At 66.1% G+C, this 23,167-nt stretch carries 16 protein-coding genes and 1 pseudogene; 7 read left to right on the forward strand and 10 right to left on the reverse strand.

The genetic code is table 11. The annotated features are described in order from the left end of the window. Positions 1-21: 21 nt before the first annotated feature. From GV792_RS02265 to GV792_RS02275, 3 genes are all read right to left on the reverse strand, one after another. Positions 22-879 (reverse strand): RNA polymerase sigma factor SigF, encoded by an 858-nt coding sequence (locus GV792_RS02265; RefSeq protein WP_375154446.1) that lies wholly within the window; start codon positions 877-879, stop codon positions 22-24. A gap of 178 nt (positions 880-1,057) precedes the next feature. Further along, positions 1,058-2,257 carry an alkane 1-monooxygenase gene (locus tag GV792_RS02270; protein ID WP_256673732.1) on the reverse strand — a complete coding sequence of 400 codons (1,200 nt, stop codon included), beginning with the start codon at positions 2,255-2,257 and terminating at the stop codon, positions 1,058-1,060. A 233-nt stretch (positions 2,258-2,490) separates the two neighbouring features. Further along, complete coding sequence (locus GV792_RS02275; RefSeq protein ID WP_163822208.1) at positions 2,491-3,519, reverse strand: hypothetical protein; 1,029 nt, start codon at positions 3,517-3,519, stop codon at positions 2,491-2,493. A 412-nt stretch (positions 3,520-3,931) separates the two neighbouring features. On the opposite strand from GV792_RS02275, the pseudogene GV792_RS02280 reads away from it, so the two are divergent. Next, a pseudogene (locus tag GV792_RS02280) lies at positions 3,932-4,639 on the forward strand (hypothetical protein); the annotation flags it as partial. A gap of 414 nt (positions 4,640-5,053) precedes the next feature. On the opposite strand, the gene GV792_RS02285 reads toward GV792_RS02280, so the two are convergent. Then, positions 5,054-6,658 (reverse strand): serine hydrolase, encoded by a 1,605-nt coding sequence (locus GV792_RS02285; RefSeq protein WP_163821894.1) that lies wholly within the window; start codon positions 6,656-6,658, stop codon positions 5,054-5,056. Between the two features lie 167 nt (positions 6,659-6,825). Between GV792_RS02285 and GV792_RS02290 the strand changes: the two genes are divergently transcribed. Next, positions 6,826-9,192, forward strand: coding sequence for a serine/threonine-protein kinase (locus GV792_RS02290; RefSeq protein WP_163821895.1), 2,367 nt, complete (start codon positions 6,826-6,828; stop codon positions 9,190-9,192). 54 nt (positions 9,193-9,246) lie between these two features. On the opposite strand, the gene GV792_RS02295 is transcribed toward GV792_RS02290, so the two are convergent. The 3 genes from GV792_RS02295 to GV792_RS02305 are packed head-to-tail and all read right to left on the reverse strand — an operon-like array spanning position 9,247 to position 13,997. Then, entirely contained in the window at positions 9,247-10,911 is a 1,665-nt protein-coding gene (locus GV792_RS02295) for a tetratricopeptide repeat protein (RefSeq protein ID WP_163821896.1), read from the reverse strand. Further along, positions 10,908-12,716 (reverse strand): hypothetical protein, encoded by a 1,809-nt coding sequence (locus tag GV792_RS02300; protein ID WP_163821897.1) that lies wholly within the window; start codon positions 12,714-12,716, stop codon positions 10,908-10,910. Before GV792_RS02300 ends, GV792_RS02295 begins: the two co-directional genes overlap by 4 nt. A gap of 9 nt (positions 12,717-12,725) precedes the next feature. Further along, on the reverse strand, positions 12,726-13,997 hold the full coding sequence (locus tag GV792_RS02305; RefSeq protein WP_163821898.1) for an ABC transporter substrate-binding protein: 1,272 nt from the start codon (positions 13,995-13,997) through the stop codon (positions 12,726-12,728). A gap of 204 nt (positions 13,998-14,201) precedes the next feature. On the opposite strand from GV792_RS02305, the gene GV792_RS02310 reads away from it, so the two are divergent. After that, complete coding sequence (locus GV792_RS02310) at positions 14,202-14,993, forward strand: acyl-[acyl-carrier-protein] thioesterase (RefSeq protein ID WP_163821899.1); 792 nt, start codon at positions 14,202-14,204, stop codon at positions 14,991-14,993. A 94-nt stretch (positions 14,994-15,087) separates the two neighbouring features. On the opposite strand, the gene GV792_RS02315 is transcribed toward GV792_RS02310, so the two are convergent. Then, positions 15,088-15,867, reverse strand: a complete 780-nt coding sequence (locus GV792_RS02315; protein WP_163821900.1) for an NAD(P)H-dependent oxidoreductase — start codon at positions 15,865-15,867, stop codon at positions 15,088-15,090. Positions 15,868-16,005: 138 nt separating this feature from the next. Here GV792_RS02315 and GV792_RS02320 point away from each other — a divergent pair, with 138 nt between their 5' ends. Continuing rightward, positions 16,006-16,896, forward strand: a complete 891-nt coding sequence (locus GV792_RS02320; RefSeq protein WP_163821901.1) for a helix-turn-helix transcriptional regulator — start codon at positions 16,006-16,008, stop codon at positions 16,894-16,896. 90 nt (positions 16,897-16,986) lie between these two features. On the opposite strand, the gene GV792_RS02325 is transcribed toward GV792_RS02320, so the two are convergent. Continuing rightward, a complete protein-coding gene (locus GV792_RS02325; RefSeq protein WP_163821902.1) occupies positions 16,987-17,973 on the reverse strand; it encodes a LysR family transcriptional regulator in 987 nt (328 codons plus the stop codon). A 204-nt stretch (positions 17,974-18,177) separates the two neighbouring features. Between GV792_RS02325 and GV792_RS02330 the strand changes: the two genes are divergently transcribed. The 3 genes from GV792_RS02330 to GV792_RS02340 all read left to right on the forward strand — a co-directional run bounded on the left by GV792_RS02330 (position 18,178) and on the right by GV792_RS02340 (position 22,198). Further along, positions 18,178-19,434: a glutamate dehydrogenase gene (locus GV792_RS02330; RefSeq protein ID WP_163821903.1), complete on the forward strand. Its 1,257-nt coding sequence runs from the start codon at positions 18,178-18,180 to the stop codon at positions 19,432-19,434. A 180-nt stretch (positions 19,435-19,614) separates the two neighbouring features. Next, complete coding sequence (gene gndA / locus GV792_RS02335) at positions 19,615-21,060, forward strand: NADP-dependent phosphogluconate dehydrogenase (RefSeq protein WP_163821904.1); 1,446 nt, start codon at positions 19,615-19,617, stop codon at positions 21,058-21,060. A gap of 229 nt (positions 21,061-21,289) precedes the next feature. Further along, entirely contained in the window at positions 21,290-22,198 is a 909-nt protein-coding gene (locus tag GV792_RS02340) for a hypothetical protein (RefSeq protein ID WP_163821905.1), read from the forward strand. Positions 22,199-22,265: 67 nt separating this feature from the next. Here the strand turns inward: GV792_RS02340 and GV792_RS02345 are convergent, their stop codons facing one another. Beyond that, the gene (locus tag GV792_RS02345) at positions 22,266-22,769 is read right to left on the reverse strand and encodes a DinB family protein (RefSeq protein WP_163821906.1); all 504 of its coding nucleotides are present in this window, start codon (positions 22,767-22,769) and stop codon (positions 22,266-22,268) included. Positions 22,770-23,167: the final 398 nt, after the last annotated feature.

The following is a 23,167-nucleotide window of genomic DNA, read 5'->3' on the forward strand; positions in this document are numbered from 1 at the left end:
ACCACCCAGCCGGGGTGAGGATTATGCGGCCGCCGGTTCGGCCAGCGCCTGCTCACGCAGCGAGGCGAGGGTGCGCGACAGGATGCGCGACACCTGCATCTGGGAGACGCCCAGACGTTCGGCGATCTGATTCTGCGTCATCGCCCCGTAGAACCGCCACACCAGCACCTGCCGTTCACGGCTCGGCAACGCAGCGATGAGCGGCCGCACCGCCATGGCGTCCTCGAGCAGCCCGTAGCACGGCTCCTCGTTACCGAGCCTGCGCTGTACCGCACTACCGGCGTCATCGTCGTCACGGGCGATCGATTCCAGCGAATTACTGGTGTGCCCGTTGGCGGCGACCATCGCCTGGGTCAACTGGGGCAGATCGACCTCGAGTTCGGCGGCCACCTCACGAGCGGTCGGCACCCGCCCGAAGCGCTGAGACAGGGCTTCGGTGGCCGGGCCGATGCGCAACTGGATGTCTTTCATCGTGCGCGGCACCCGCACCGCCCATGTGCGGTCACGGAAGTGGCGACGCACCTCGCCCATTATGGTCGGTACGGCGTAGGCGAGGAAGGTGCTGCCGTGCGAGAGGTCGAAGCGATCCACGGCCTGGATCAACCCTATGCGGGCGACCTGCTGCAGGTCGTCGAACGATTCGCCACGTCCACCGAAACGGCGCGCAATGTGCTCGGCCAGCGGTAGGCACAGCTCGATGATCTCGTCGCGAATATGGGAACGATGCGGATCGTCGGGGTCCAAAGCCTCGCGCTTATCGAACCAGGGCTCGATATTTTCGTAACTGTCCGAAGAATTTCCGTCTTTCCCCGCCAGGCTTTCGCGCGATCGGGACATCGGTGCGGATCCGATGGTCTGAGCTTGTATCGACTCATTCATTGGGCCTCCTCGGTCCCGAATCGGCTGACTCTCGGCTCGACCTGAATAAGGGGTACCCACCTGCGCCGTGATCGAAAAGTAACCGGCCCAGATCGACAGTGATACCGGCTCTGACCTGGAGCGTCGACGCCACCCACAATCGAAGGCCGGCCACCCACGCCGGATTCGAGGACAGCCCCTAGGTGGTTTGCCGCCCAGGCGAGCCAGACCCACCCGGCGCTGTGGCGTGAGCGGCCAACAACCGTTCCCGCTTGCGCGGTGCAATATTCGCCAGCGTCACATCACCCGCGTAGTGATCGAGCACCCGCGGATCCATCACCCAACGCCACAGCGGCGGGATGGCTGCCAGCAGGATCATGGTGGCGTAGCCGGCAGGCAGTTGCGGAGCCTCGCTGGTGCTGCGCAAGGTCTGGTAGCGACGGCCAGGGTTGGCATGGTGGTCACTGTGGCGTTGTAGATGGAACAGGAAGATGTTGGTGACCAGCCGGTCACTGTTCCAACTGTCGCGAGGTGAGCAGCGTTCGTAGCGACCGTTCGGGCGACGACGCCGCAGCAAGCCGTAATGCTCGACGTAATTGACGGTCTCGAGCAATGCGGCGCCGATAACCGCCTGCAGCAGCAACCACGGCAGCACCGACAAGCCGAACACGGCGGTCAAAGCGCCGAACAACACCACCGTCATCGCCCAGGCCTGCAGGATGTGGTTGTGCGGCGACCACCACCCGCGCCCCTGCCGCTGCAACCGATCACCTTCGAGCGTAAGAGCCGAACGGAACCCGCCCGCCACCGTCCGCGGCAGAAACTCGTACAGTGACTCACCCAGCCGTGCGCTGGCCGGATCCTCGGGCGTGGCCACCCGCACATGATGTCCGCGGTTGTGTTCGACGAAGAAATGCCCATACCCGGATTGGGCCAGCGCGATCTTGGCCAGCCACCGTTCCAGATGCTCCACCCGATGCCCGAGCTCATGCGCGGCATTGATACCGATCCCACTGACGAAACCGAGCGTGACCCCCAAACCGAGCTTGTCCACGAAACTCAGCTCGTCTCCCGCCCACATCGACGCGGCGATCACCAGACCAACCAGCTGGATCGGCAAGAACATGTAGGTGCACCAGCGGTAATAGTGATTGTTCGACAGTGCCTCGTAATCCTCATCGCGGGGATTGCTGCCGTCCTCACCGACGAGCACGTCCAGCACCGGGATGGCGATCAATACGATGATCGGCCCGATCCACCAGAACACTTCGGATCCGGTGCGCAACACCAACTGCGACGGCAACAGCGCACACGCTGGGGCGATGAGCCCCAATATCCACAGATACTGTTTCCGGTCCCGAGAACCTTGTGATTCACCCGCCGCTTGCACTGAGACCAACTCCGAGTGTCGCGTTATGAAACCCCGACAACGAATAAATACAGTTGTCCACTCGACCTGTTACAGCAGAAGCAAATATCCAGCATACGCCCTTCGTGTCCGTCCAGCACAACGGTGAACGTGCTGCAATCTGACTCCCCCACAGAGTCAACCAAGCGACCATTCGATTACAACGCCGCGATCCTCCGCATTGCCTCCCCACAACCCGGCGGACGACCTTCCCGCCATCCCGCTCACGCCTCGTTTCGTACCGCAATCTCACTGACACGCACAGAGAACCGATACGAAACAACCGCCATTGCGAAAAGCCCGAACCCCACATTCACGAGCGCACCGAACCCCTCGGTAGCGAAATCCACCAACGCGTTGAGCACCGTGAACACCAACGCCGCAATCCGCAACGCCTGCAACGGCCACAACGGGCCATCACTGCGCATCTTGAACATGGCCGGACCCGCCAGCAACAACGTGATCAACGCACTCACGAACAGGATCGCCCCGGAAATCCCCATCTGTTCGATCTCGATCGACGTATCGGAGGTATCGATATCCAGCCCGCCGGTCACGAGCTGAACCACACCCACAATCACACCCGCCGCCGACGCCACCACCAACAACCACCCCACCACCGACACCCACCGCGGACTCCGAAAGAACCCAGGAATCAACCGCGGCAGGAACTGACGCAGTGCATACAGCCGGTCCTCGCGATGATCTGCCGCCTCGAGCAACAACCGAACCCCCTGCACAGCCGTCACGTCCGCGCCACCGTCCTCGGCTCGATCCAGCATCCGCACGGCGGCATCGCGACGGTGCGCCGCCAACCCGCCCGCCACACCATCCGCCGCAATCGCAGCGGCATTGGCCAGATACTCCTCGGTGGTCGGCACACGGAACACCCGCACCGCCCGATTCGCCAGCAACACAACCAACACCAGCACATACATGATCTCCGCGGACGGACCGTAGAAATAGTCGTTGTCCGCGGTGACGAACTTGCCAACCTCGTCGAGGAACAGACCGAACCCGATACCGCCGACCACCACCGACGCGATCCGAGCGCCGAAACCAAGCACCATCCACCCGATGAGCAGCGCCACCATCATCGCCGCACCCCCGTACAACGCGTGCGCGATATGCAGCGTCCCACCGCCGACCTGCGGGTAGTCGGTCAGCACCAGATACAGCCGGGTCAGCAGAATCGTCGCGATCGCGATGATCAGAAAGGCTTCGGCACTCGAACTGCCGGAGGCGCTACGCACGAACCCGGTAGGTCGTCGGCCGGGCGCGGAGCCCGCCGCCGCGTCGCGATCGATCGGCACACTCACACGCACCACCTCGCGAAGAACTCGAGCTCCGGGACAGCTCATATGCTCGCACAGCGTCGACCACCGGACCCGCAGATGAGAGGTCCCGCCGCGCGCGAATCAACCACTCGTGACGCCCTCACCTACTACAGTTCCAGTAGGCACACCGTGAGCGAACGACAACCAGGGGCGCGTGGCGAATCGCCCATTCAGTAGTCCATAGGCTGCCACCACTCCTCGGGGAAGGGACCGCACCCATGTCCTGCGGCCACACCGGTCGGCGAACGCGGGAACCGGGAGCCCCGCGGTGACACACTGGTTCTCCGACACCATCGTCGACAACGGACGTCTGCCCCTGTTCTTCCTCATGGTGGCATTCCTCCTGACATTTCTGTTCATCCGGATCAGCACCAGGATGATTCGCGCCGAGGTCTCCTGGTGGCCCGGCAACGTCACCCCAGGCGGCTTGCACATCCACCACGTAGTCTTCGGCCTCGTCACCATGCTGATGTCGGGCCTGCTGCTCGTCGCCCTCGCCGCGCACGAAACCCCCGTCCTGAACTGCGTGCTCGCCACATTCTTCGGCATCGGGTCGGCGCTCGTGCTCGACGAGTTCGCGCTGGTACTGCATCTGCGCGACGTCTACTGGGCCGAGGAGGGCCGCAGCAGCATCGACGCGGTCATGGTCGCCTTCGCGATCTCGATGCTGTTCCTGCTCGGCATCCACCCGCTCGGGCTCGCCAACGACTTCGACGAATACACCGACGACGGCGAAAACGCGACGCTGATCGTCTCGATTGCCGGGCTGGCCGTGCAATACGGCCTCGCCGTCCTCACCCTGCTCAAAGGAAAATTGTGGACCGGGTTCCTCGGACTCTTCTTCCCGTTCCTGCTGATCGTCGGCGCGATCCGACTGAGCCGACCCACCGCGCCGTGGTCGCGCTGGCGCTACCCCCCCGACTCGACCAAACTCGCCAAAGCCATTGCACGCGAAGCCCGCTACCGCGAACCGGTCATCCGCGCGAAGATCGCCGCACAAGAGTTCGTCTCCGGCCGGTTCACCCCGCACGTGCCGGGCACCGGCACAGACGAACCCGCGCAGACACGAGCAGACAGCAGGCAGGAGACCTGAAGCGGTCATCTGCTCTCCCCCGCCGGCTATTTCTGATCGCAGGGATCTCTCCCGTCCATGTGTTTTTGACGTGATGTGCGTATCGGAGGTTTTGAAGGAAAGAGAGTGTACATGCATAGATGCGCATATCTACGTATCGCAAATTGATGTCAGCAGATCCAGCCAAGACCGGCTTCTCCCTCTACAAGGCCCCCGCTGCTGATACCACGCCGGCGAACGGACGCGACCGTCGCTCTGCGCGTTGCTCCCCCGAGTCATCCAAGACGGCGAACAACTAGCCCGCTCCCCCGCGATACCGAATCCCTCGATGCGCAGAACGCGACCTGCGCATCGGCGCCTGCCGCGTATGCGGCCCGCTCACGACTCCCGATCGAAGGTCCCGAGCCCTTCCTTGTCGTAGTACTCCAACACGAGCCGGTTGTCGTCGAAAGTCGCCTTGGACACCGTCCCCGGGGTCGCGTTCTCCCCAGGTGGCGTGAAGATGAAGGTATCGCCGTCCCAGTGGGTCAGTGGGAAGTCCATATCCTCCGGGCCGAGAGTCAATGTCAATGCCCCGCCCATCTCGCTGACGGTCGCCGGCCCGTAGTACGCGTTGGCGTAGACGCCCGCGTAGCTGGGGAGCGAACCGGCCGGAGCCGGGTCGGCGGGCGGCGTCGCACCGGCCAGTTCGCCTATCGGAGCGCCCATCGGGGAGATTGCTTGCTGATAGAGCGCGTACCAGTCCTGTCGGATCTCACCGAACTGCACGAGGTCGGCGAACTCGGCGTTGAGAGTCTCGGGCACGCCGATCGGTGCGGAGTTGGTGAGGGTCACGATGCCTACGTCTGCGGAGGGGATCAGCGTGAACGCGGTCGCGGCCCCGAGCTCGAATCCACCCGAGTGACTGAGCACCACGCGTCCGGCGGACGATTCGCTGACGTTGAAGCCGAAGCCGTAGAAGCCTGCGCGCGCGTCCGGTGCCTGCGGCGGGGACGACACCGACTGCGGCGAGATCGCGGGGAGCAGGTCGTTCGGGGCGACGACCGTCCGTCCATCCGCGGTTCCGTCTGCCAGCACCATCGTCATCCATTTCGCCATATCGGTGACCGAGGAGCTCACTCCCCCGGCCGGCGATTGCGCATCCGGCTGACGTGCCGGGTTCGATACCCGGTACTCACCGTCGACGAGGACGTGGCCATCGGCGCGATCGGTGCGGTCGGCGAAGTCGCTGTAGCGCGAACTCGTCGCGTTCATCCCGAGCGGCGCATAGAGGGCCTGCTGCGACAGCGTTTCCCAGTCGGTGCCGCTGCGCTGTGCAACGGCTTCTGCGGCGGCCGTTAACCCGAAGTTGGTGTATTCGTAAGAATCCCGGAACGGCCCAAGCGGCAGCAGGCCTAATCGCTCGAGCACCTGCGCACGGTCGTATCCGAGGTCTTCGAGCAGATCACCGGCGTGATCGGGCAGCCCTGACCGGTGTGCGTACAGGTCGCCGACGGTGACATGGTCGGTGACATACGGGTCGCTCAGCGCGAACGAGGGCATCAGCTGGTCGATGGGCGTATCCCATTCGACGTTTCCGGCCGTCACCTGCTGTGCGACGACCGTTGCCCCGACCGATTTCGATACCGACGCCAGCTGGAATACGGTGTCGGGGCCGACCTCCGTTTTACTATCGACGTTGCCGACGCCGAACCCGTCGCTGTAGATCACCCTGCCGTCGTGCACCACAGCGACTGCCATTCCGGGGATCTTCGATGACGCCATCAGCTCTTCGGCCAGTCCCCCTAGCCGATCGACGGCATTGCCGATCCGGTCCGCCGGTATGTCAACGCCCGCGGCCTGATTTGGCATGACCGAGGCGGTCACCGAGGGTGTCGCACTCGCCTGCTCGCCTGTTCGGTCATCATCGCTACAACCACATACGACCAGCCCCGCGACCGTGGCCGCCGCGATGGGCCCGAGCACTGTCCGCCGACGCATCATGACGTCGCCTCCTGGGTGGTGCCGTTGCCGACATGACCCCCGATCGACACTAATGCACATACTTACGCTGCGGAAGATGGCAATTGCGCTACTCCGGGCCGCACAGTTGCCGACGAGCGATGGATACGGTGTGATCTTGTCACTATCGGATCTGGGAGGTATCGCACGTGGGGGCATTGGAACCGGGATCGGTGTTCGCCGGATACACCATCGAACGCCTACTCGGTGTCGGTGGCATGGGCGAGGTCTACATCGCCCGACATCCACGGCTACCCCGCTCCGACGCGATGAAGGTGCTTGCCGCGCAGTTCACCCGCGACGACTCATACCGCCGCCGATTCGAACGTGAGGCCGACCTCGCCGCATCTCTGTCGCATCCCGGCATCGTCAGCGTCCACGACCGCGGCGAGGCCGACGGGCGGTTGTGGATCGCGCTGGAATTGATCGACGGCATCGATCTATCCGCGCTCCTCACCACCTCGCCGGGCGGATTGCCCCCTGCCGAGGTGGCACGCGCGATCGCGGAGGTCGCCGATGCGCTCGACTATGCGGGTGCTCGCGGCATGGTCCACCGGGACGTGAAGCCCGCCAACATCCTGCTCGCCAGGACCGGCCACTACCTGCTGACCGATTTCGGCATCGCACGCATGGGACCGGAGAACTCCGATCTCACCGGAACCGGCATGACCATCGGCACCATCGCCTACGCCTCCCCCGAACAGATGCGGGGGCTACCCGTCGAGCCGCGATCGGACCAGTATGCCCTGGCCGCCACCGCCTTTCATCTGCTCACCGGCGCGCAGCCGTTCACCGGTACCAGCCCCGTCGCGGTCATCATGGCGCATGCCCAGCAGCCCGTCCGTAGTGTGCGACAGCATCGCCCTGATCTCCCCCTGAACGTCGATGCGGTATTCGCCCGGGCGATGGCGAAGAGCCCTCAGCATCGCTTCGCTACCAGTAGGGACTTCGCGGCTGCCTTCGGTCAGGCGCTCGCGGTGTCCGCACCGCACCCTCTGGCCGGGACCGCGAACTCCGACCGTCACGCACCAACTGTCGTCGGTCCGGGCCCGATCGGACCCGGCCGGCGTCCGGTCGCGCCGAGGCCGCAGGGTGCCGGTATCGCTTCACCGCGAACCGCACCACGCCGCTATGCGGTCCTGGTCGGCGGGGCGCTTGCCGTCGTGATGGTTCTGGTTGTCGCAGGCGTGCTCGGTGTGCGGGCATTCCGGAACGACGCGGGTGCGGCGGAAGCGGCGCAGCTGCCTCGCCGCCCTGTCACACCGGCACTGCCGGCACTCGATAAACGGCCGGATGCCCCGGTCTGGACGCTGCAGGACATTCCGGGCCCTCCCGGTTCGCAGGCGGAGACGGTGTCGGCACTCGGCGGAGATTCCGACATCGTCCTTGTCGGCCACACGGCCCGCTTGCCCGATTACGACACCATCGGCTACCTCGACATCGTCGATGCGAATACCGGTCGGCTCCGGGACGGCGCCCAGCCGATCGTGGTGGACACCAGCGAACGAAGCCTGCGCAGCTGCGTCGTCGGTGCCTCCCATGCAGCCGCCGCATGCCACCTCGCCGGCTCGTCGATCCGCTCCGATGCGGTGATCGTGGTCGATCTCGCGGCAGGCCGGATCATCAACACCGTGACCACGCCGGGAAATATCGACAGCCTGACGGTCGCAGGTGAGCGTTTCGTCTTCGTGGACAGGCCGGATCGGCCGAACCCGCCGGCACTGCGATCGATCGGTATGGATGGCATGGAACTTCCGGCGATCAGCTGGTCCGATAACCGGCCGAGTGTCGGGTCGATGGAAACGCGGCATTCGATCGACGTCTTCGGCCAGGTCCGATTGGCCATGATCGAGTCCGCCCCTGACCCCGCACAACCATTGTCGAAGTGGGAATTCCGGGTGATCCGGCTCGAAGACGGCACAGAGGTGCTGCGGCGTGAGACGCTCGACAAGATCCCCGACGACAACTGGAACGTCTTCATCGACGGGTTCGTCTTCGACGACGGTCAGTCACCGACCGGGATCTTCGATCGCAACGGCACCAGAACCGCGGATCTCCCGTCGGGCTGGCGACCCAGCGTGCGACCGACGCTTGGCGAGGCGGGGCTTGCGGAGACATCGGTGCCGACCGCCATCAAGACCGACGGCAACAAGACGACCTATGCGGGAATCAGCCCACGTAACGGGACCGTTTTGTGGCAGAACCAGTCCTACGGCGCCGACGACGATCCCGAGCGACTGGTGCTGCGTGGCCTCGGAACCCTCATCATGACCTACGATATGAGCCGCATGGTCGACGCCTATACGGGTGAGTATGTGATTCATCCTGCGTCACCGTCGGACTGCACTCCGCTCGGCACAGACGGCAGCCGGGTCGCCGTCGCCATCGACTTGTCGTATACGGGCAAAAGACTCGAAGTGTGGGACGGTGACGGTGACCTCTGGGAGATCACCAGCGAGCAGATGCCGGTGGCGATCGGCGGCAAGGTCTACCTCGGAAACCTGCGGTTGTTCTGAACGCACCTGACGCCACGTGGCCGTCGGGTCACTGACCGATACCCGGGCACACCGTCATTCGTTGCTGTCCACATGCTCCTCGAGTGGCAGTGGCCACTGATTGATGCTGGTCCGCGGCGCGACTCCGAACTGCCTGATCGCCTGGAGCACATACCCATCGGCGGTCTGCGCGCCGGGACTGAGCCGAAGGGCGTGGGCGAGCCAGCCGGTTGCCTCTTTGACCGCGGCACGTGTCGATCGTTGTGGATTCGGCCCGAGCACGTCGTCGGCGCAGCGCGGGTCGACGATCACCGCCGTCGCAAGATGCTGGAGGCAGCGGGCGACGGCGTGATCATCGCACAGCGAGCGGTGCGCGGTGAGCGAGAGCCGCCAGCATCGCAGGGCGCGGGTGCCTTCGCCGCGGGCCCACCAGACGTGCCCGAGGACCTCGTGCATATGCGCGCGACCACCGGGATCACGGCCCTGCCTGGTCAGTGCTTCGGCCAGTTCCACGCGGTCATGCGCATCGTCGAGGCGGCCTTGGCGCAACAGGACCACGCCCAGGTTGACCAGGGCACACACTTCGCCGGGAATGTCCTCGCGCGGCAGCATCCACCAGACACGTTCCAGGTCTTCACGGGCCTGCTCCAGCCGCGCCGGATCGGCAGCGGGCGACGGATCGGGAAGCTCGCGCAGTACCTTCGCGTGTTCGCGGCGCGCGGCGAAGTCGGCGTATCGACCGTTGTCACCGTTGCGTGGCGACGGTGGTGGCGGCTCGATGCCGGCACGCAGCATCACTTGCGCGGCATGTGCGCCGAACAGGTCTGGAGCATGCAGCAGTGGAAGCAGTGTCGTGGCCAGCTCGGCGTCGGCATCCCTGGTCCTCGCATGCCAGACATCGAGTGCGTCGGTGATACGGATCAGGCTGGGTGTCGCGGGTCGCGGTAGATCGTCGACGAAGGACGCGCACCCGATCACCAACCGTCGCAGGAAGGGCTCCTCGGCCTCGAACCAGCGGCGCGCGGCGGGTGCGAAGCGCGCGGTGCCGAGGCCGATCGCCCACCGTTCCGCCTGGTCGGCGTGGTGTCGGGCGAGTGCGGTGACCGCGGCCTTCCATTGCACCCGGTGCCGGATATCGGTCGCTGTGCCCGTATCCGGCACCGTGACAACGCGGTACTGCTGCACGCCTACGGCCTGGATATAGCCCTCGCCTTCCAGGTCTGCGAGCAACAGCGGCGCGGTCCGGCTCACCGGCTCCTCGGCGGAGGGGATGCGGGTGGGTGCGTCGAGCATTGCGGTCAACACTTCGAGCAGTGCGGCAGCGGTATATTCGTGCACCGGCAGCGCACCCAAGACCTTCGCCTCGATAGATCCGATGTCGTCCGAAACATTCACGGGTTGCGGCGCGCACGTCGTGACACCGATCGGCGTCCGAGCGTCGTCGATATGAGCCAGTAACTCGAGCTCTCTTGCCGTGTAAGGGCTTTCGCGCAGCCTGCGCCGTTCGACCACCATCCATCGGACGATCAGGAACACGACAACGCCCACGCCGATCGTGAGCAGGGCAACCGAGATCAGCAGGCCGATACCGCGTTCGAGAAACAAGCTCGACACGATATTGATGACCAACCCGAGCAGAACCGCCCCGGCCAGCGCACCGCCACCGCCGAATCGTTGGAGGAACCCGGTGGAGGGCGCGGCCCGCACCACGGGAGATCGTGGTGGCGTCCGGCCGGTCACCGCAACACTCCCCCGGTCAGAGCCGGGACGAGGTACCGCCGCCAGGTCGCCAGCAGTAGGGCGACCGGCACGACGGCGAAGACCAGCGATCCGGCGGCCAGTTGTGGCAGATTCTCTTCGAAATGGCGGGCCTCGCCCCACAGCAGCAGCGACCACGGGCTCACTCCCGCCCCGCTGATCATCAGGCTCACAAAGAAGTCGTTCCACACCTGGATGAACTCCAGCACCGCCGCCGCGACGATCGCGCCCCCGGCGCCCACCCACAGTCGGCGCGCTACTGCGCCCGGCCGTGCCAGACCGTGCGTGGCGGCCCCGCGTGGGTTCTCCTCGGCCGCCCGCAGCGCACCGCGCAGGATCAACACGGAGACCGGCAGGCCCGCCGCGCCGTGGACCAGCATCAGCGGATACTGCGTCCCGGACAACCCGAATGCGTCACTCACCTGGTCGATCGGGCCGAGGTACATCTGGGCGGGCAGCACGGCCAGTACCACGAGACCCGTGATGGTGATCCGAAACCGCCAGCTGTTCGAGGGCGCTGCCGACAACCACCGCGCCACCGGGAGGGCGGCCGACACTGCCAGCACCGTCGCGACGGTCGCGACCAGCGCCGTCACGCCGAGCGTCGAAGGCAGCCCGGCCTCCCAGACTCGACCGAGCGCGGGCCAGCCGTGTCCACCACTCGGCCTGCGGGTCGATACCCACACCAGCACGATCAAAGGAGTCGCGAACGCGATCGCGACCACACCGGCGAAAACCTTGGCAGACAATCCCGTTCGTGACGCACCGTACGGTTCGTCGGATCGCGGACGCAGCGGCAATCGAATCTCTCTGGCACCACCCACCTTCCACAACGCGACCGCGCACACGCCAACGAGGACGGCCAACGGCACCGAATACACCGCGGCGTCGGTGGGTGCGCCTTCGCCGGTCACCAGCCGCCACCAACGCACCGTCGCGCTGTCGCGGTGGATTTGGTAGGAGGCGGGCACACCGATGAGGATCACGTCGAACACGCGCGCGGCGGCGACCACGACGGCGATCCCGGTGATCAGCAGCACGGGCTGCATTAGCCGCAGAATGCGCAAGGGCAGCACCATCGGCCAGAAGGACGTGCGTTGTCCGGTGAGATAGCCCCACCGGACGGAATCCGCCTCGATGGCGCGCAGAGCCGCCGCGAACATGCCGGCGAGGAATCCGAACCATGTCCACCAGAAAGCCAACAGCGGCATCCATCGGTACCCCGATTGGAACGTCGCGACATCGCCCGCAGGCACCGCCTCCTCGAAGATCACCCGGAACGCGAGTCCGGAGACGAACGCGGCGACGCCGAAGGGCACGACCAGCGGCAACCACAACCAGCGCACCCCGCGACCGAACCAGGCGGCGATCAGCGCCAGGACCATCAGTATCAGACCGGCAGCAACGAACAGCAGCGTCCGGGTGTAGACGCCCAGTTCGTCTGCGCTTGCTTCGATGCAGAACAGCAACGGACCGGGCAGCAGCACAACGGCATACGTCGCCGAGGCGACGGAGCGGGCCCGGATGTGGGCGAACCTGCGTATCGCGAACACCACCGCCACACAGCAGCAGAACACCAGCAGCGGCGCGGCTACCCGCACACCGGCGGTCACCACCGTCCACCCCGAGGCCGACAGCACCAGACCCGCGAGAACCGCGGCAGGCATCAACTGGACCCGCTCCCAGCCGCGCCACGGGTGACGCCCGCCGATCAGCGCCCCACGCATCCGGCGGGTCGCGAGCTCGAGACGCAATCCGTTGCTGGAGAAACCGGGAAGTGCGCTCATATCCCGCGTTCACCGCCCGGCAAGCGCCGTGACGGCATCGTTCACCGCGCGTCCGACGTGGGCGCGGTCGGCGTCCACCGCGATGAGGAACTCGGTGAGCACTTGCCACAGTTCGTTCCGCCCACCGATAGGCCGGATCCGGTCGGACAGATCGAACACCATCTCGCCCCGCAACCGTTCGGCCGAGGAACGAAGGAACGGCGAGTAGGCCGCGTCGGTTCGCAGATTCGGCGCGAGGAAACCGTGGAACATGTTGATCCACTGCAGCGGAGCCGAGGGGGCGGCCAATGTCACGAGCGCCCGTTCGGCGCGTTCGTCAGCGCCCTTGGTCAGCACGAGGACATCGCCACCGACGATGCGCGGCGACGGCCACGCAGCCTCGACACCAGGGAAGCCCGTCACACCGACGACGTCGTACGGATTGCGCCCGGATGCCGCGACGGCCTTACGCACGATCGGCTCGGCGAAATCGGGTGCCACTACCAGCACCGCCCGGCGTCGTTCGAAAACCTCTCGGACCGCATCGGAAAACTGCATGGTCAGCGCTGTTCCGACACCGCCGGGATAGGCCGAATCGTGGGCGGACCAGGCGCCGAGACGGTGCAGTGCGCCGCGCACCGCGTCCCGTTCCCATACCGCGAAGTCGCCATCATCGGCCAACGACGCATAGGTCTGCGGGGATTCCGCGTACAGCAGGTTCTCGAACAGGTCCGTCAGCGCCCAGCCATCGGCTGCGGCGAGCGCGAGTAGCCGCATCTGCTTCCCGGCGAGGAACTCGATGCGTGTGAGCCAGTCCTCCAAGGTCCACAGGAATGGATTGCCGATCTCGGATTCCTCGGCCGATTCGCGGTCGAACCAGACCAATGACTTGTCCGCGGCCTTGAACGGCACCCCGTACGGTCGTCCCTCGTGGTAGAGCAGGTCGTGCCACACCTGCGGATAGCATGACGCCCGGGCCTCGTCGACCCACAGTGACTCGGGGACATCACGCAGCGCGCCACGTTCGGCGAACTCGTGCACCCGCCCCGCCGTTGGCAACATGACCAGCTCCGGCGCCGAACGTCCACCGGTCAGCGCCGTGTCGATCTCGTCGCCGAGCGGGATCACATCCACCGAGCCGGAAAGACCCAGTGCCTCCAGCACCGTGCGAAAAGCAGCCAATTCCGAACCACTCCAGGCTACTGCGACTCGCACCGTGCCCCGCGTACCCAAGACACCCTGGCCGCACGCCGACAGCGGCGCGACCATCGCCGCCTGCAACAGCGCCCTACGAGTCAGCATCGCCCCCCATATCCCGGTGATATCCCCTTGGCCGCCTATTATGCTATGCAGCAGGAGATTTCGTCCCACGGTCTCGAAGATCGTTCTGCTCCCATGACACCGCCCCTTTCGCGGGCAGCGACCGCATCGAGTATTCGTCGTGTCGAATCCTCGTGGCATGCGGTAGGTCGCTACGCTGTCGCGTGACCTGCGAAAGGAGCGTTCATGAACGCCGCCACCGCCGTCGACCGGTTGGCAGAGATCGCATTTCCACTGACGCCGTGCCCGGATGAAAACCGAGCATTTCATGAGCAATGGCCGGTACGCCTCGGGGACACCGATGGTGATGAGCGACTGCGGCTCGATGCGGTGGCCCGGTATCTGCAGGACATCGGCTACGACCATCTGCAGGTGGTCGACGACGGGGATCTGCATCCGGGGTGGATCGTGCGGCGCACCGTCATCGATGTGCTCACGCCGATCGAGTTCGGCGACCAGGTCCATCTGCGGCGGTGGCCGTCGGCGCTGTCGAACCGGTGGTGCAATATGCGCATCCAGGTTCGCAGCGAGAACGGCGGGCTGATGGAGACGGAGATGTTCCTCATCCACGTCGACATCGACGCCGGGCGCCCGGCGCGAATGACCGATCGTTTCATGGCGCCGATGCTCGCGGCGACCACCGACCACCGGCTGCGGTGGCGGGCCGCTCTGCGGGAACACTCGGGCGCCGACACCGAGCCGCAGCCGTTCCCGCTGCGAGTAACCGACGTCGACCGCTACGGGCATGTCAACAACGCCGTGCACTGGGAAGCGGTCGAAGAAGCCCTCGCACGCTTCCCCGATGTGCAAACAACGCCGTACCGGGTGATCCTCGAACACGCCGGGCCCGTCATGGGAGGTGATGATGTGCTGATCAGCGCCTGGCGGGGCGAGGGCGCAGTGCACGTACAACTCGAAGTCGATGGCAGCGCTCGAACATTGGCGCGCATCGAGTCGCTCACCATCCCGCCGCGGTGACGTTCGCGCACTGTCTTGCGCCTCCCGCACTGGAGCCGACCCGACCCGACGCCGTAGCCAGGACCTGTTCCGCTGACTCGTCTCGGCCCGGCGCTCAGCCTTGCACGTGCAGCCCGAATCCAGTACGGCCCGCGGGCTCCACTCCCGGCTTCAGCTGCAGCGAGGGGATCTCGTAGTCACCGAAGTTCTGCCGCCGGAACGCGATCGGTTCGGTCGACTCCAGGGTGCGCAGGCGCTGCTCCCAGGCCTTGGCGACATCGGTGTAGTCGTCGCTGGTCATCCGGTCGGCGCCGTACAGTACGAACGGCGGCAGCGATTCGATGCCCGGGTAGTAGAGGATGCCGTGATGAATCGGGAACAGCAGATCGTCGATGGGGCCGTTGATCCCGCGAGCGGTGTAATGCGACTCCGGGCCGCCGACGGTCACCGATAGCAGCGCCTTCTTGCCCGCGAGTGTCCCCTCGCCGTAGCGCTCGCCGTATTTGGTATCGCTGTGCTCGCCGACGCCGTAGGCGAACCGGTAGGTGAACACGCGGTCCACCCACCCTTTGAGGATCGCGGGCATCGTGTACCACCACAGCGGGAACTGGAAGATGATCATGTCGGCCCACAGCAACTTCTCCTGCTCGGCGCGGACATCCGGGGTGAGTCTCCCGGCCTCGAAGGCCCGGCCCGAGTCAAGGGCGACCCGCAGCGGACTCGAGGCGTCGGGACCGTAGTCGTCGGCGTCCACGACCGTCTTCCAGTTCATCGCATACAAATCGCTCACCCGCACCTCATGCCCCGCACCCTCCAGGGTCGCCACCGCAAGGTCTTTCAGCGAGCTGTTGAGCGACTTCGGCTCCGGGTGGGCATGCACGATCAACGTCTTCATCAGAACTCCTTCGAATGGGGTGCCTTCGATCCTTGGCGCCGCAGCGCCCGGCGTTCAGGGGCGCGTCGACCGTCGGACGGGACTTCCTGGTATCGGCAGGACCACCTTCACGGTCACCGGCGAAGCCATACTGGGGAAATGGACGATCTTGCGGGCTTCCTGCGAACCCGGCGCTCCCGGGTCGATCCGGCGTCGGTCGGAATCCCCACCGATAGGCACCGCCGGGTCGCAGGGTTGCGCCGCGAAGAGGTCGCGCACCTGTCCGGAGTCAGCGTCGACTATTACGTGCGCTTGGAGCAGGGCCGCGCGAGGCAGCCCTCCGAGCAGGTCCTCGATGCGCTCGCCCGCGTCCTCGGGCTGGACGAGACCGAGCGCGGGCACCTCTACCGGCTCGCCCGGCAACGCCGCCGCCGCGCGAAAGCTCCGAGCGGGCGGGTCCGTCCCGAGTTGCTGCGTGTCCTCGACCTGGTTTCCGGTGCACCCGCGCTGATCATGAACCACCGATTGGACGTGCTCGCCGGCAATCGCCTCGCCGAGCTCCTCTACGGCCGGCCGATGCACGGCCTGAACACCGCACGGCATATCTTCCTCGACGAAGCCGAGCGCGGCCTCTATGCGAAGTGGGAGACGTGCACCCTCGACGTGGTCGGGCACCTGCGCCTGGCCGCAGGCAAATACCCCGACGATCCACGCCTGGCCTCACTCATCGGCGAACTGTCGATGGCCAGCGAACGCTTCCGCCGCCTCTGGGCCCGCGCAGACGTCTGCGCCCGCACCCATGGACCCAAAACCTACCGGCACCCGCTGGTCGGACTGCTCGAACTGCACCAGGAGAACTTCGCGCTACCGGACGAATCCGGCCTGGAGCTGATAGTGCTGTCCGCAGCCTCCGCCAGTCCCGCAGAAGACGGACTACGCCTGCTCGCGGGACTCGGCGCGGACAGCGATGACCCGTCTTCGACGACGACCGCTCAGGCCTGGGAACCGCTCGACGATGCCAACCCACCGCCGGGAACGCCACGGCACTGACCGCTTCCCGGCCTGCTGTGCCGCCGGTGGCTGTCGGGCGGGACTTCCGGGTGCCGCACCGCGGTCTGTCGGTGGACTTACCGGGCGGGGTCAGCCGGCGCCCCGATCACCGCCGCCGCGTGGACTGGGCGGCACCGGCTCCGTATCGGTCAGTTCGGGCAACGCTGTGTCGGCCCCGAGCCCCTTCTCCTCCGCCGCAGCTCGGATCGCATCCACGACGAGCAGTAGCGCTGCTCGTCGCGCCGTATTCGTCCGGTAGGCCAACGACACTGTGCGGGTGAGGATGTCACCGAGCACGATGACGTCCACTCCCGGCGGGCGCAGCGCCAGGCCCAGGTCCGACACCAGCGTCACGCCCAGTCCGGCCGCGACCATCGCCATCGCGGTCGCCTGCTCCTCCACCTCATGGTCGATTCGTGGCTGGACACCGACGGATTGGAATGCCAGCCGGACCGCATGCCCGAAGTGTGAACGGGCGGGCGCGAGGATCCATGGGTGCTCGGCCAGCTGGGCCAGCGTCACGCTCGCCGACGGCACCGCACCGGCCGGCACGGCGGCGTAGAGCCGCTCCACCGCGATGACCGCGCGCTCGAGGCCGCTGTCCCAGGCCATCGGGTAGTTCGAGTAGTCGAGCACGAAGGACAGATCGAGTGCGCCGTCGCGCACCGCAGCGGCGGTCGATTCCGGAGCGAGTTCGCGTGTCCGCACCAGGATGCCCGGGTGGGTGCGCGCCAAGGCGGTGAGCGCGTCGGGGAGCAGACCGGAGGCCACCGAGGCCCACACGCCGGCTGTCAGCTTCGCCGTCACCGATTCACCCGCGTCCTCGAGCGCCTGAGTCGCACGCTCGACGGAGGCGAGGATCTCCTCGGCGTGCTCGGCGAGCAGCACCCCGCGGTCGGTGAGCTGCACCCGCCGCCCGCGCCGCTCCAACAGCCGGGTGCCGACGTCGCGTTCCAGATGGGCGAGCTGCTGGGACACCGCGGACGCCGTGTAGTGCAGAGCGGTCGCGGCGGCCGTGATCGTGCCGCGGCGGTGCAGCTCACGCAGCATCCGCAGCCGGGCGAGCGACAGTTCCATGGCACCGAGCGTAAGCGTTGTGCAGGATCGCTGAACACTGCCGTGAACGAACCGTAAATGGACGCGTGAGTGGGTGCGAATGCACGCTTGGGGCACCCGGACGCACTGCGGCGGCTCGGGGACGACGAGGGCCGGACAGGAGTTCGCACGACGCGGCATTTCCCTGTGGTGACCGGCATCAGCACGAACAGGGAGGTGTCCGCGATGACGATGATGCACGACCCGGCCGCTGGTACAGCGCAGACGAGCGCACGTGCCCTGCCGACCATCCCAGAGCACGTGCCCGTCTCCCCCGCGCTGCGCCGTTGCGACCCATATCTGCGCCTGCACTGGACCGACTCGCTCACCGGCGCGGTCGGCTATCTCGTCGTGCACACCGTGCGCGGCGGCTTGGCCACCGGCGGCACCCGGATGCGGGTCGGTTGCACATTGAGCGAGGTCGAGGATCTCGCTCGCGGCATGGCCGACAAGACCGCTACCTTCGACCTGCCGGTCGGCGGCGCCAAGGGCGGGATCGATTTCGACCCGAAAGATCCGCGTGCCGTCGACGTGCTGGCGCGCTTCTGCGAGGCCATGCGCCCGTGGCTCGATACGCATTGGGTCACCGCCGAGGATCTGGGAGTTCCGCAGCACCTGCTCGACGAGGTGTTCGACGAAATCGGCCTTGGGCAGAGTTACCACGCCGCGATCAAGCGTGCCGACGACCCGGCCGCGACCCTGGAACGGGTGCGGAAGGGGCTCAACGCCGCGGTCGAAGGAGGCTTCCTGCTCGGCGATGTGGTCGGCGGCTACGGAGTCGCGCACGCCTGCCTCGCCGCCGCGGTCTGGTGGGGTCGGGCGCCCGCCCGGACGACCGTCGCGATCCAGGGCGTTGGCACCATGGGCGGGGCGGCGGCGTACTACCTCCACGACGCCGGGATGAAGATCACCGCCGTCGCCGACGCCGCGGGCACACTGCACTGCGCCGACGGGCTCGATATCCCCGCGCTGCTCGACCTGCGCGACGGCTACGGCGAAATCGACCGCTCCCGGCTACCCGAGGGCATCGAGCAGCTGCCGCGTGCCGCAGTCCTGGCCGCCGATGTCGACATCCTGGTCCCGGCGGCGATCTCCTATGCGATCGCTCCGGACAACTCGTTCGACGTCCGGGCTCGCATCATCGTCGAGGCCGCGAACGCCGCCACCACACCGGAGGCCGAGGCAATGCTCGCCGCCCGCGGTATCCCGGTGGTGCCGGACTTCGTCGCCAACGCCGGGGCCGTGGCATGGGCCTGGTGGCTGCTGCTCGGCCAGGTCGACGACACCCCGGAGAACTCGTTCGACCGGCTCCGAACCGTCATGCACACCAAAGTCTCCCAGTTACTGGCCACGTGGGCGGAGCAGGGCGTGACGCCACGCGAGAGCGGCCATCGCTGGGCCGATGACCCGGCACCGATCTCGGGCCCGATCGTCATCCCTTGAACACATCGTGGTCGTCACAGCGGGCTCGTGCCCGCATCAGCCGCACATCATCTGAAGTCGCCAGGAACGATGCGGTCGCGGTGCGCGTGATCAACAGCGTCCAGCGGGTCAGCTCGTCATCGACGTCATGCCTAGACTGCGGGAGGTCATATCGAGCTCGATCACGAAGGAGAACCATCGATGACGTCTCCCACCGCGCGCGCACAGATCGGGGTCACCGGCCTTGCGGTCATGGGTAGCAACATCGCACGCAACTTCGCCCGGCACGGCTACACCGTCGCACTGCACAACCGCAGTATCGCGAAGGTTGACGCCCTGCTGGCCGACCACGGCGGCGACGGCGACTTCGTGCGCACGGAGACGATCGAGGAGCTGATCGACGCACTGGAGAAGCCGCGTCGAGTGCTGATCATGGTCAAGGCCGGCGACGCCACCGACGCGGTCATCGAAGAACTCGCCGCCGCCATGGAACCGGGCGACATCATCATCGACGGCGGCAACGCCCTCTACACCGACACCATCCGGCGCGAGGCATCGCTGCGCGAGCGCGGGCTCAACTTCGTCGGCGCCGGTATCTCCGGCGGCGAGGAGGGCGCACTCAACGGCCCGTCCATCATGCCGGGCGGCCCTGCCGAGTCCTATGAATCGCTCGGCCCGCTGCTGGAATCGGTCGCCGCGAAGGTCGATGGCACGCCGTGCTGCACCCACATCGGGCCGGACGGCTCCGGGCATTTCGTGAAGATGGTGCACAACGGCATCGAGTACGCCGACATGCAGCTCATCGGCGAGGCCTACCACCTGTTCCGCGACGCGCTCGGCTTCGATGCCAAGCAGATCGCCGACGTGTTCACCCAGTGGAACACCGGCGACCTGGAGAGCTACCTGGTGGAGATCACCGCCGAGGTGCTCGAGCAGGTCGATGCAAAAACCGGTAAGGCGCTGGTCGACGTCATCGTGGATGCCGCCGAGCAGAAGGGCACCGGACGCTGGACGGTGAAGTCCGCCCTCGATCTGGGCATTCCCGTCACCGGAATCGCCGAGGCGGTCTTCGCCCGCGCCCTGTCCGGTTCCCGTGCTCAGCGCGCCGCCGCACAGGGTCTGGCCTCGGGCACGCTGGCCGAGAAGCCGACCGACGTCGAGACCTTCACCGAAGACATCCGGCGTGCTATCTACGCCTCCAAGGTGGTCGCCTACGCCCAGGGATTCGATCAGATCGCCGCGGGCAGCGCCGAATACGGCTGGGGCCTGCGTCCCGGCGACCTGGCCACTATCTGGCGCGGCGGTTGCATCATCCGGGCCCGCTTCCTGAACCGGATCAAAGAGGCCTATGACGAGAACCCGGAGCTGCCGAGCCTGATCCTGGCGCCCTACTTCCGCGACGCCATCGAAACCGGTATCGACAGCTGGCGCCGCGTCGTCTCCACCGCGACGCTGCTCGGCATCCCGGTGCCCGCCTTCGCCTCGTCACTGTCCTACTACGACGCACTGCGCGCCGAGCGCCTGCCCGCCGCCCTCACCCAGGGACAGCGCGACTTCTTCGGAGCGCACACCTATGAGCGCACCGATGCCGAAGGCAAGTTCCACACGCTGTGGAGCGGTGATCGCAGCGAGGTTCAGACGAGCTGAGCTATTCGCCCAGGAGAGGGAAGGCGTCTCGCCGTCCCTCTCCTGGCTCCCGGGCGTGGGACGGCAGAGTTCGGCGAGCCGGCGGGGCCTCCGACCCCTGCACCCGCATCGTGGACAACCGCGGGAGCGCACGTTTCCGTTGCCTCGGCCTTGACACAGCGCGGGTCGCGGCATTGACTGACGTGCAGCTTGTGTTACCTCATCCGACGGTGCTCTGAGAGGTCGACATATGCACACCACAATCTCAGTGCGGCGCGGGCATCGGCGTCGGTCGGCTGTGCGCCGCTGGACCATCTCGGTATTCGCACTGATATGCACGTGCCTGCTCTCCTTGGCGGTCAGCCAGACAGCACGCGGCGAGCCGACGGGGAACGCCGCCGACACAGGGTTCGCCATCCCCTTCTCCGGGGCACCCGGCTACGAGCATGTGGCGCCGGCGAAGATGACCGGCCCGGATCAGCTCAACCAGCCACTCGGTCAGACAGCGGCCGACGCGATCGCCGCTCAGGTGGGTCTCAGCAGAGCCGACGCGCTGACCGAGCAGCAGTATCGCGATCTCAGTACCGGTGGCGGAGTCGGCGGCAGCCTCGAGGCGGCCGATGTGATCAATGCCTGCGTCGAGATCCTCACCAATACGGTCGGTCGTCCCATCTATTCCCAGGTGAACGGCCAGAACACGCCGTCGGTACTCGCCAGCTACGGGTTGTACGTAAATCCCGGCGGACTGCTCGAGAGTCCGGCCAACGCGGACGCGCCCACCAGACAGGTGAACACCTTGATCGCACCCGGCGGCTATGTCGGCACCTGGTTGCGCGACAACGGTGCGGTGCACACCCTGGTAGCGCTCTACCGGTCGGCCTACACCGTGCAAGCCGTTTACGGCTTTGCCGCACAACAGATGTCGGGCGCGGCGCAACTGGTGACCAACACCAAGGATGGTGTGAATTCCGAGGTCGGCATGTCGATGGCGCCGCCGCTGTGGATAGTGAACTTCGCCCTGATCTACGTGTTGAACCCGTCGCTCGCCGCCATGATGCCCGCCTACTGGACTCCCATACCAGTACAGGTCGCCGACGCCATCAAGGCGAGTCCTACCGGGCAGGTCCCCTTCAGCGACTACGCGTCTTACCTCCGGTAGCGAGCGAAGGTGACCCCGCAGCCGTCTCACCGCGCCAGGATCGCGTCGTTTTCGGTCCTACCGACCTTCACGAGTTCGGCTGCGGCCGTATGGGCTTGTCGATCTGTTCGCGAAGGATATCGCCGTGGCCTGCGTGCCTGGCGAATTCTTCGCTCATCATGAGCAGGGTCCATCGCATACTCACTGTTCCTTCGCCAGGGATGTCCAGTGTGTCGTCGAGGTCGAAGCGGGACGCGATCGTTCGTGAGCGTTGACTGGCCCGCTCGAACTCGGCGATGACGTCCTCCAGCGACTCGTCGGCTTCAACCGCGAAGGTGCCCTCGTCTCGGCGCGAGTATCCATCGCATTCGGATTCCTCCAGCCCCGCCCAGAACCGTTGAAACCAGATCCGTTCCGCGGCAGCGGCATGCTTGATCAATGAGATCGGTGTGGTCAGCGATGCGACGAGCCGCCGGCGAGCATCGTCCTCGGACAGACCGCGTGCGGTCCCGATGAGCGCTTCACGGTTGCGGTCGAGCAGGCTCTCGATGATCGCTCGCTCGGATCCATCGGTAATTATATTGGTAATCATAGTCTTTCACTCCATTCTGTTGTGCGGATGAGGCCTGTGCGGTGTGTCGCGATAGGGCTGCATTGAGACAAGGCGCGGCGCAGCGGTCGATCTTTGGAGAGTGACGAAACGTCCGAACGTCAGGAACGACCGGGAGGGAAAGGATTCGATCCGCCCATACCGCGGATTACGAAGCGGGGCTGTTCAACACCGCAGTCCAGGCCTGTCAGAAGGCACTTCTACCGAAGGATAACGCAAGTTTCGATGTGGTTAGGGTTCGCTTGCGCGTACACCGACCGGACGTGCACGTCTGCGGACCATGTCCGCCGATCCGCTGGCCGAATACCACTGCGTTCGACGACCCGGCACCGCCCTTGCCTACCTCGCGACCCACCGACGCTTCCGTCTATGTAGCGCTG

The organism is Nocardia cyriacigeorgica (genome assembly GCF_010868145.1).
Lineage (GTDB): Bacteria > Actinomycetota > Actinomycetes > Mycobacteriales > Mycobacteriaceae > Nocardia > Nocardia cyriacigeorgica_D.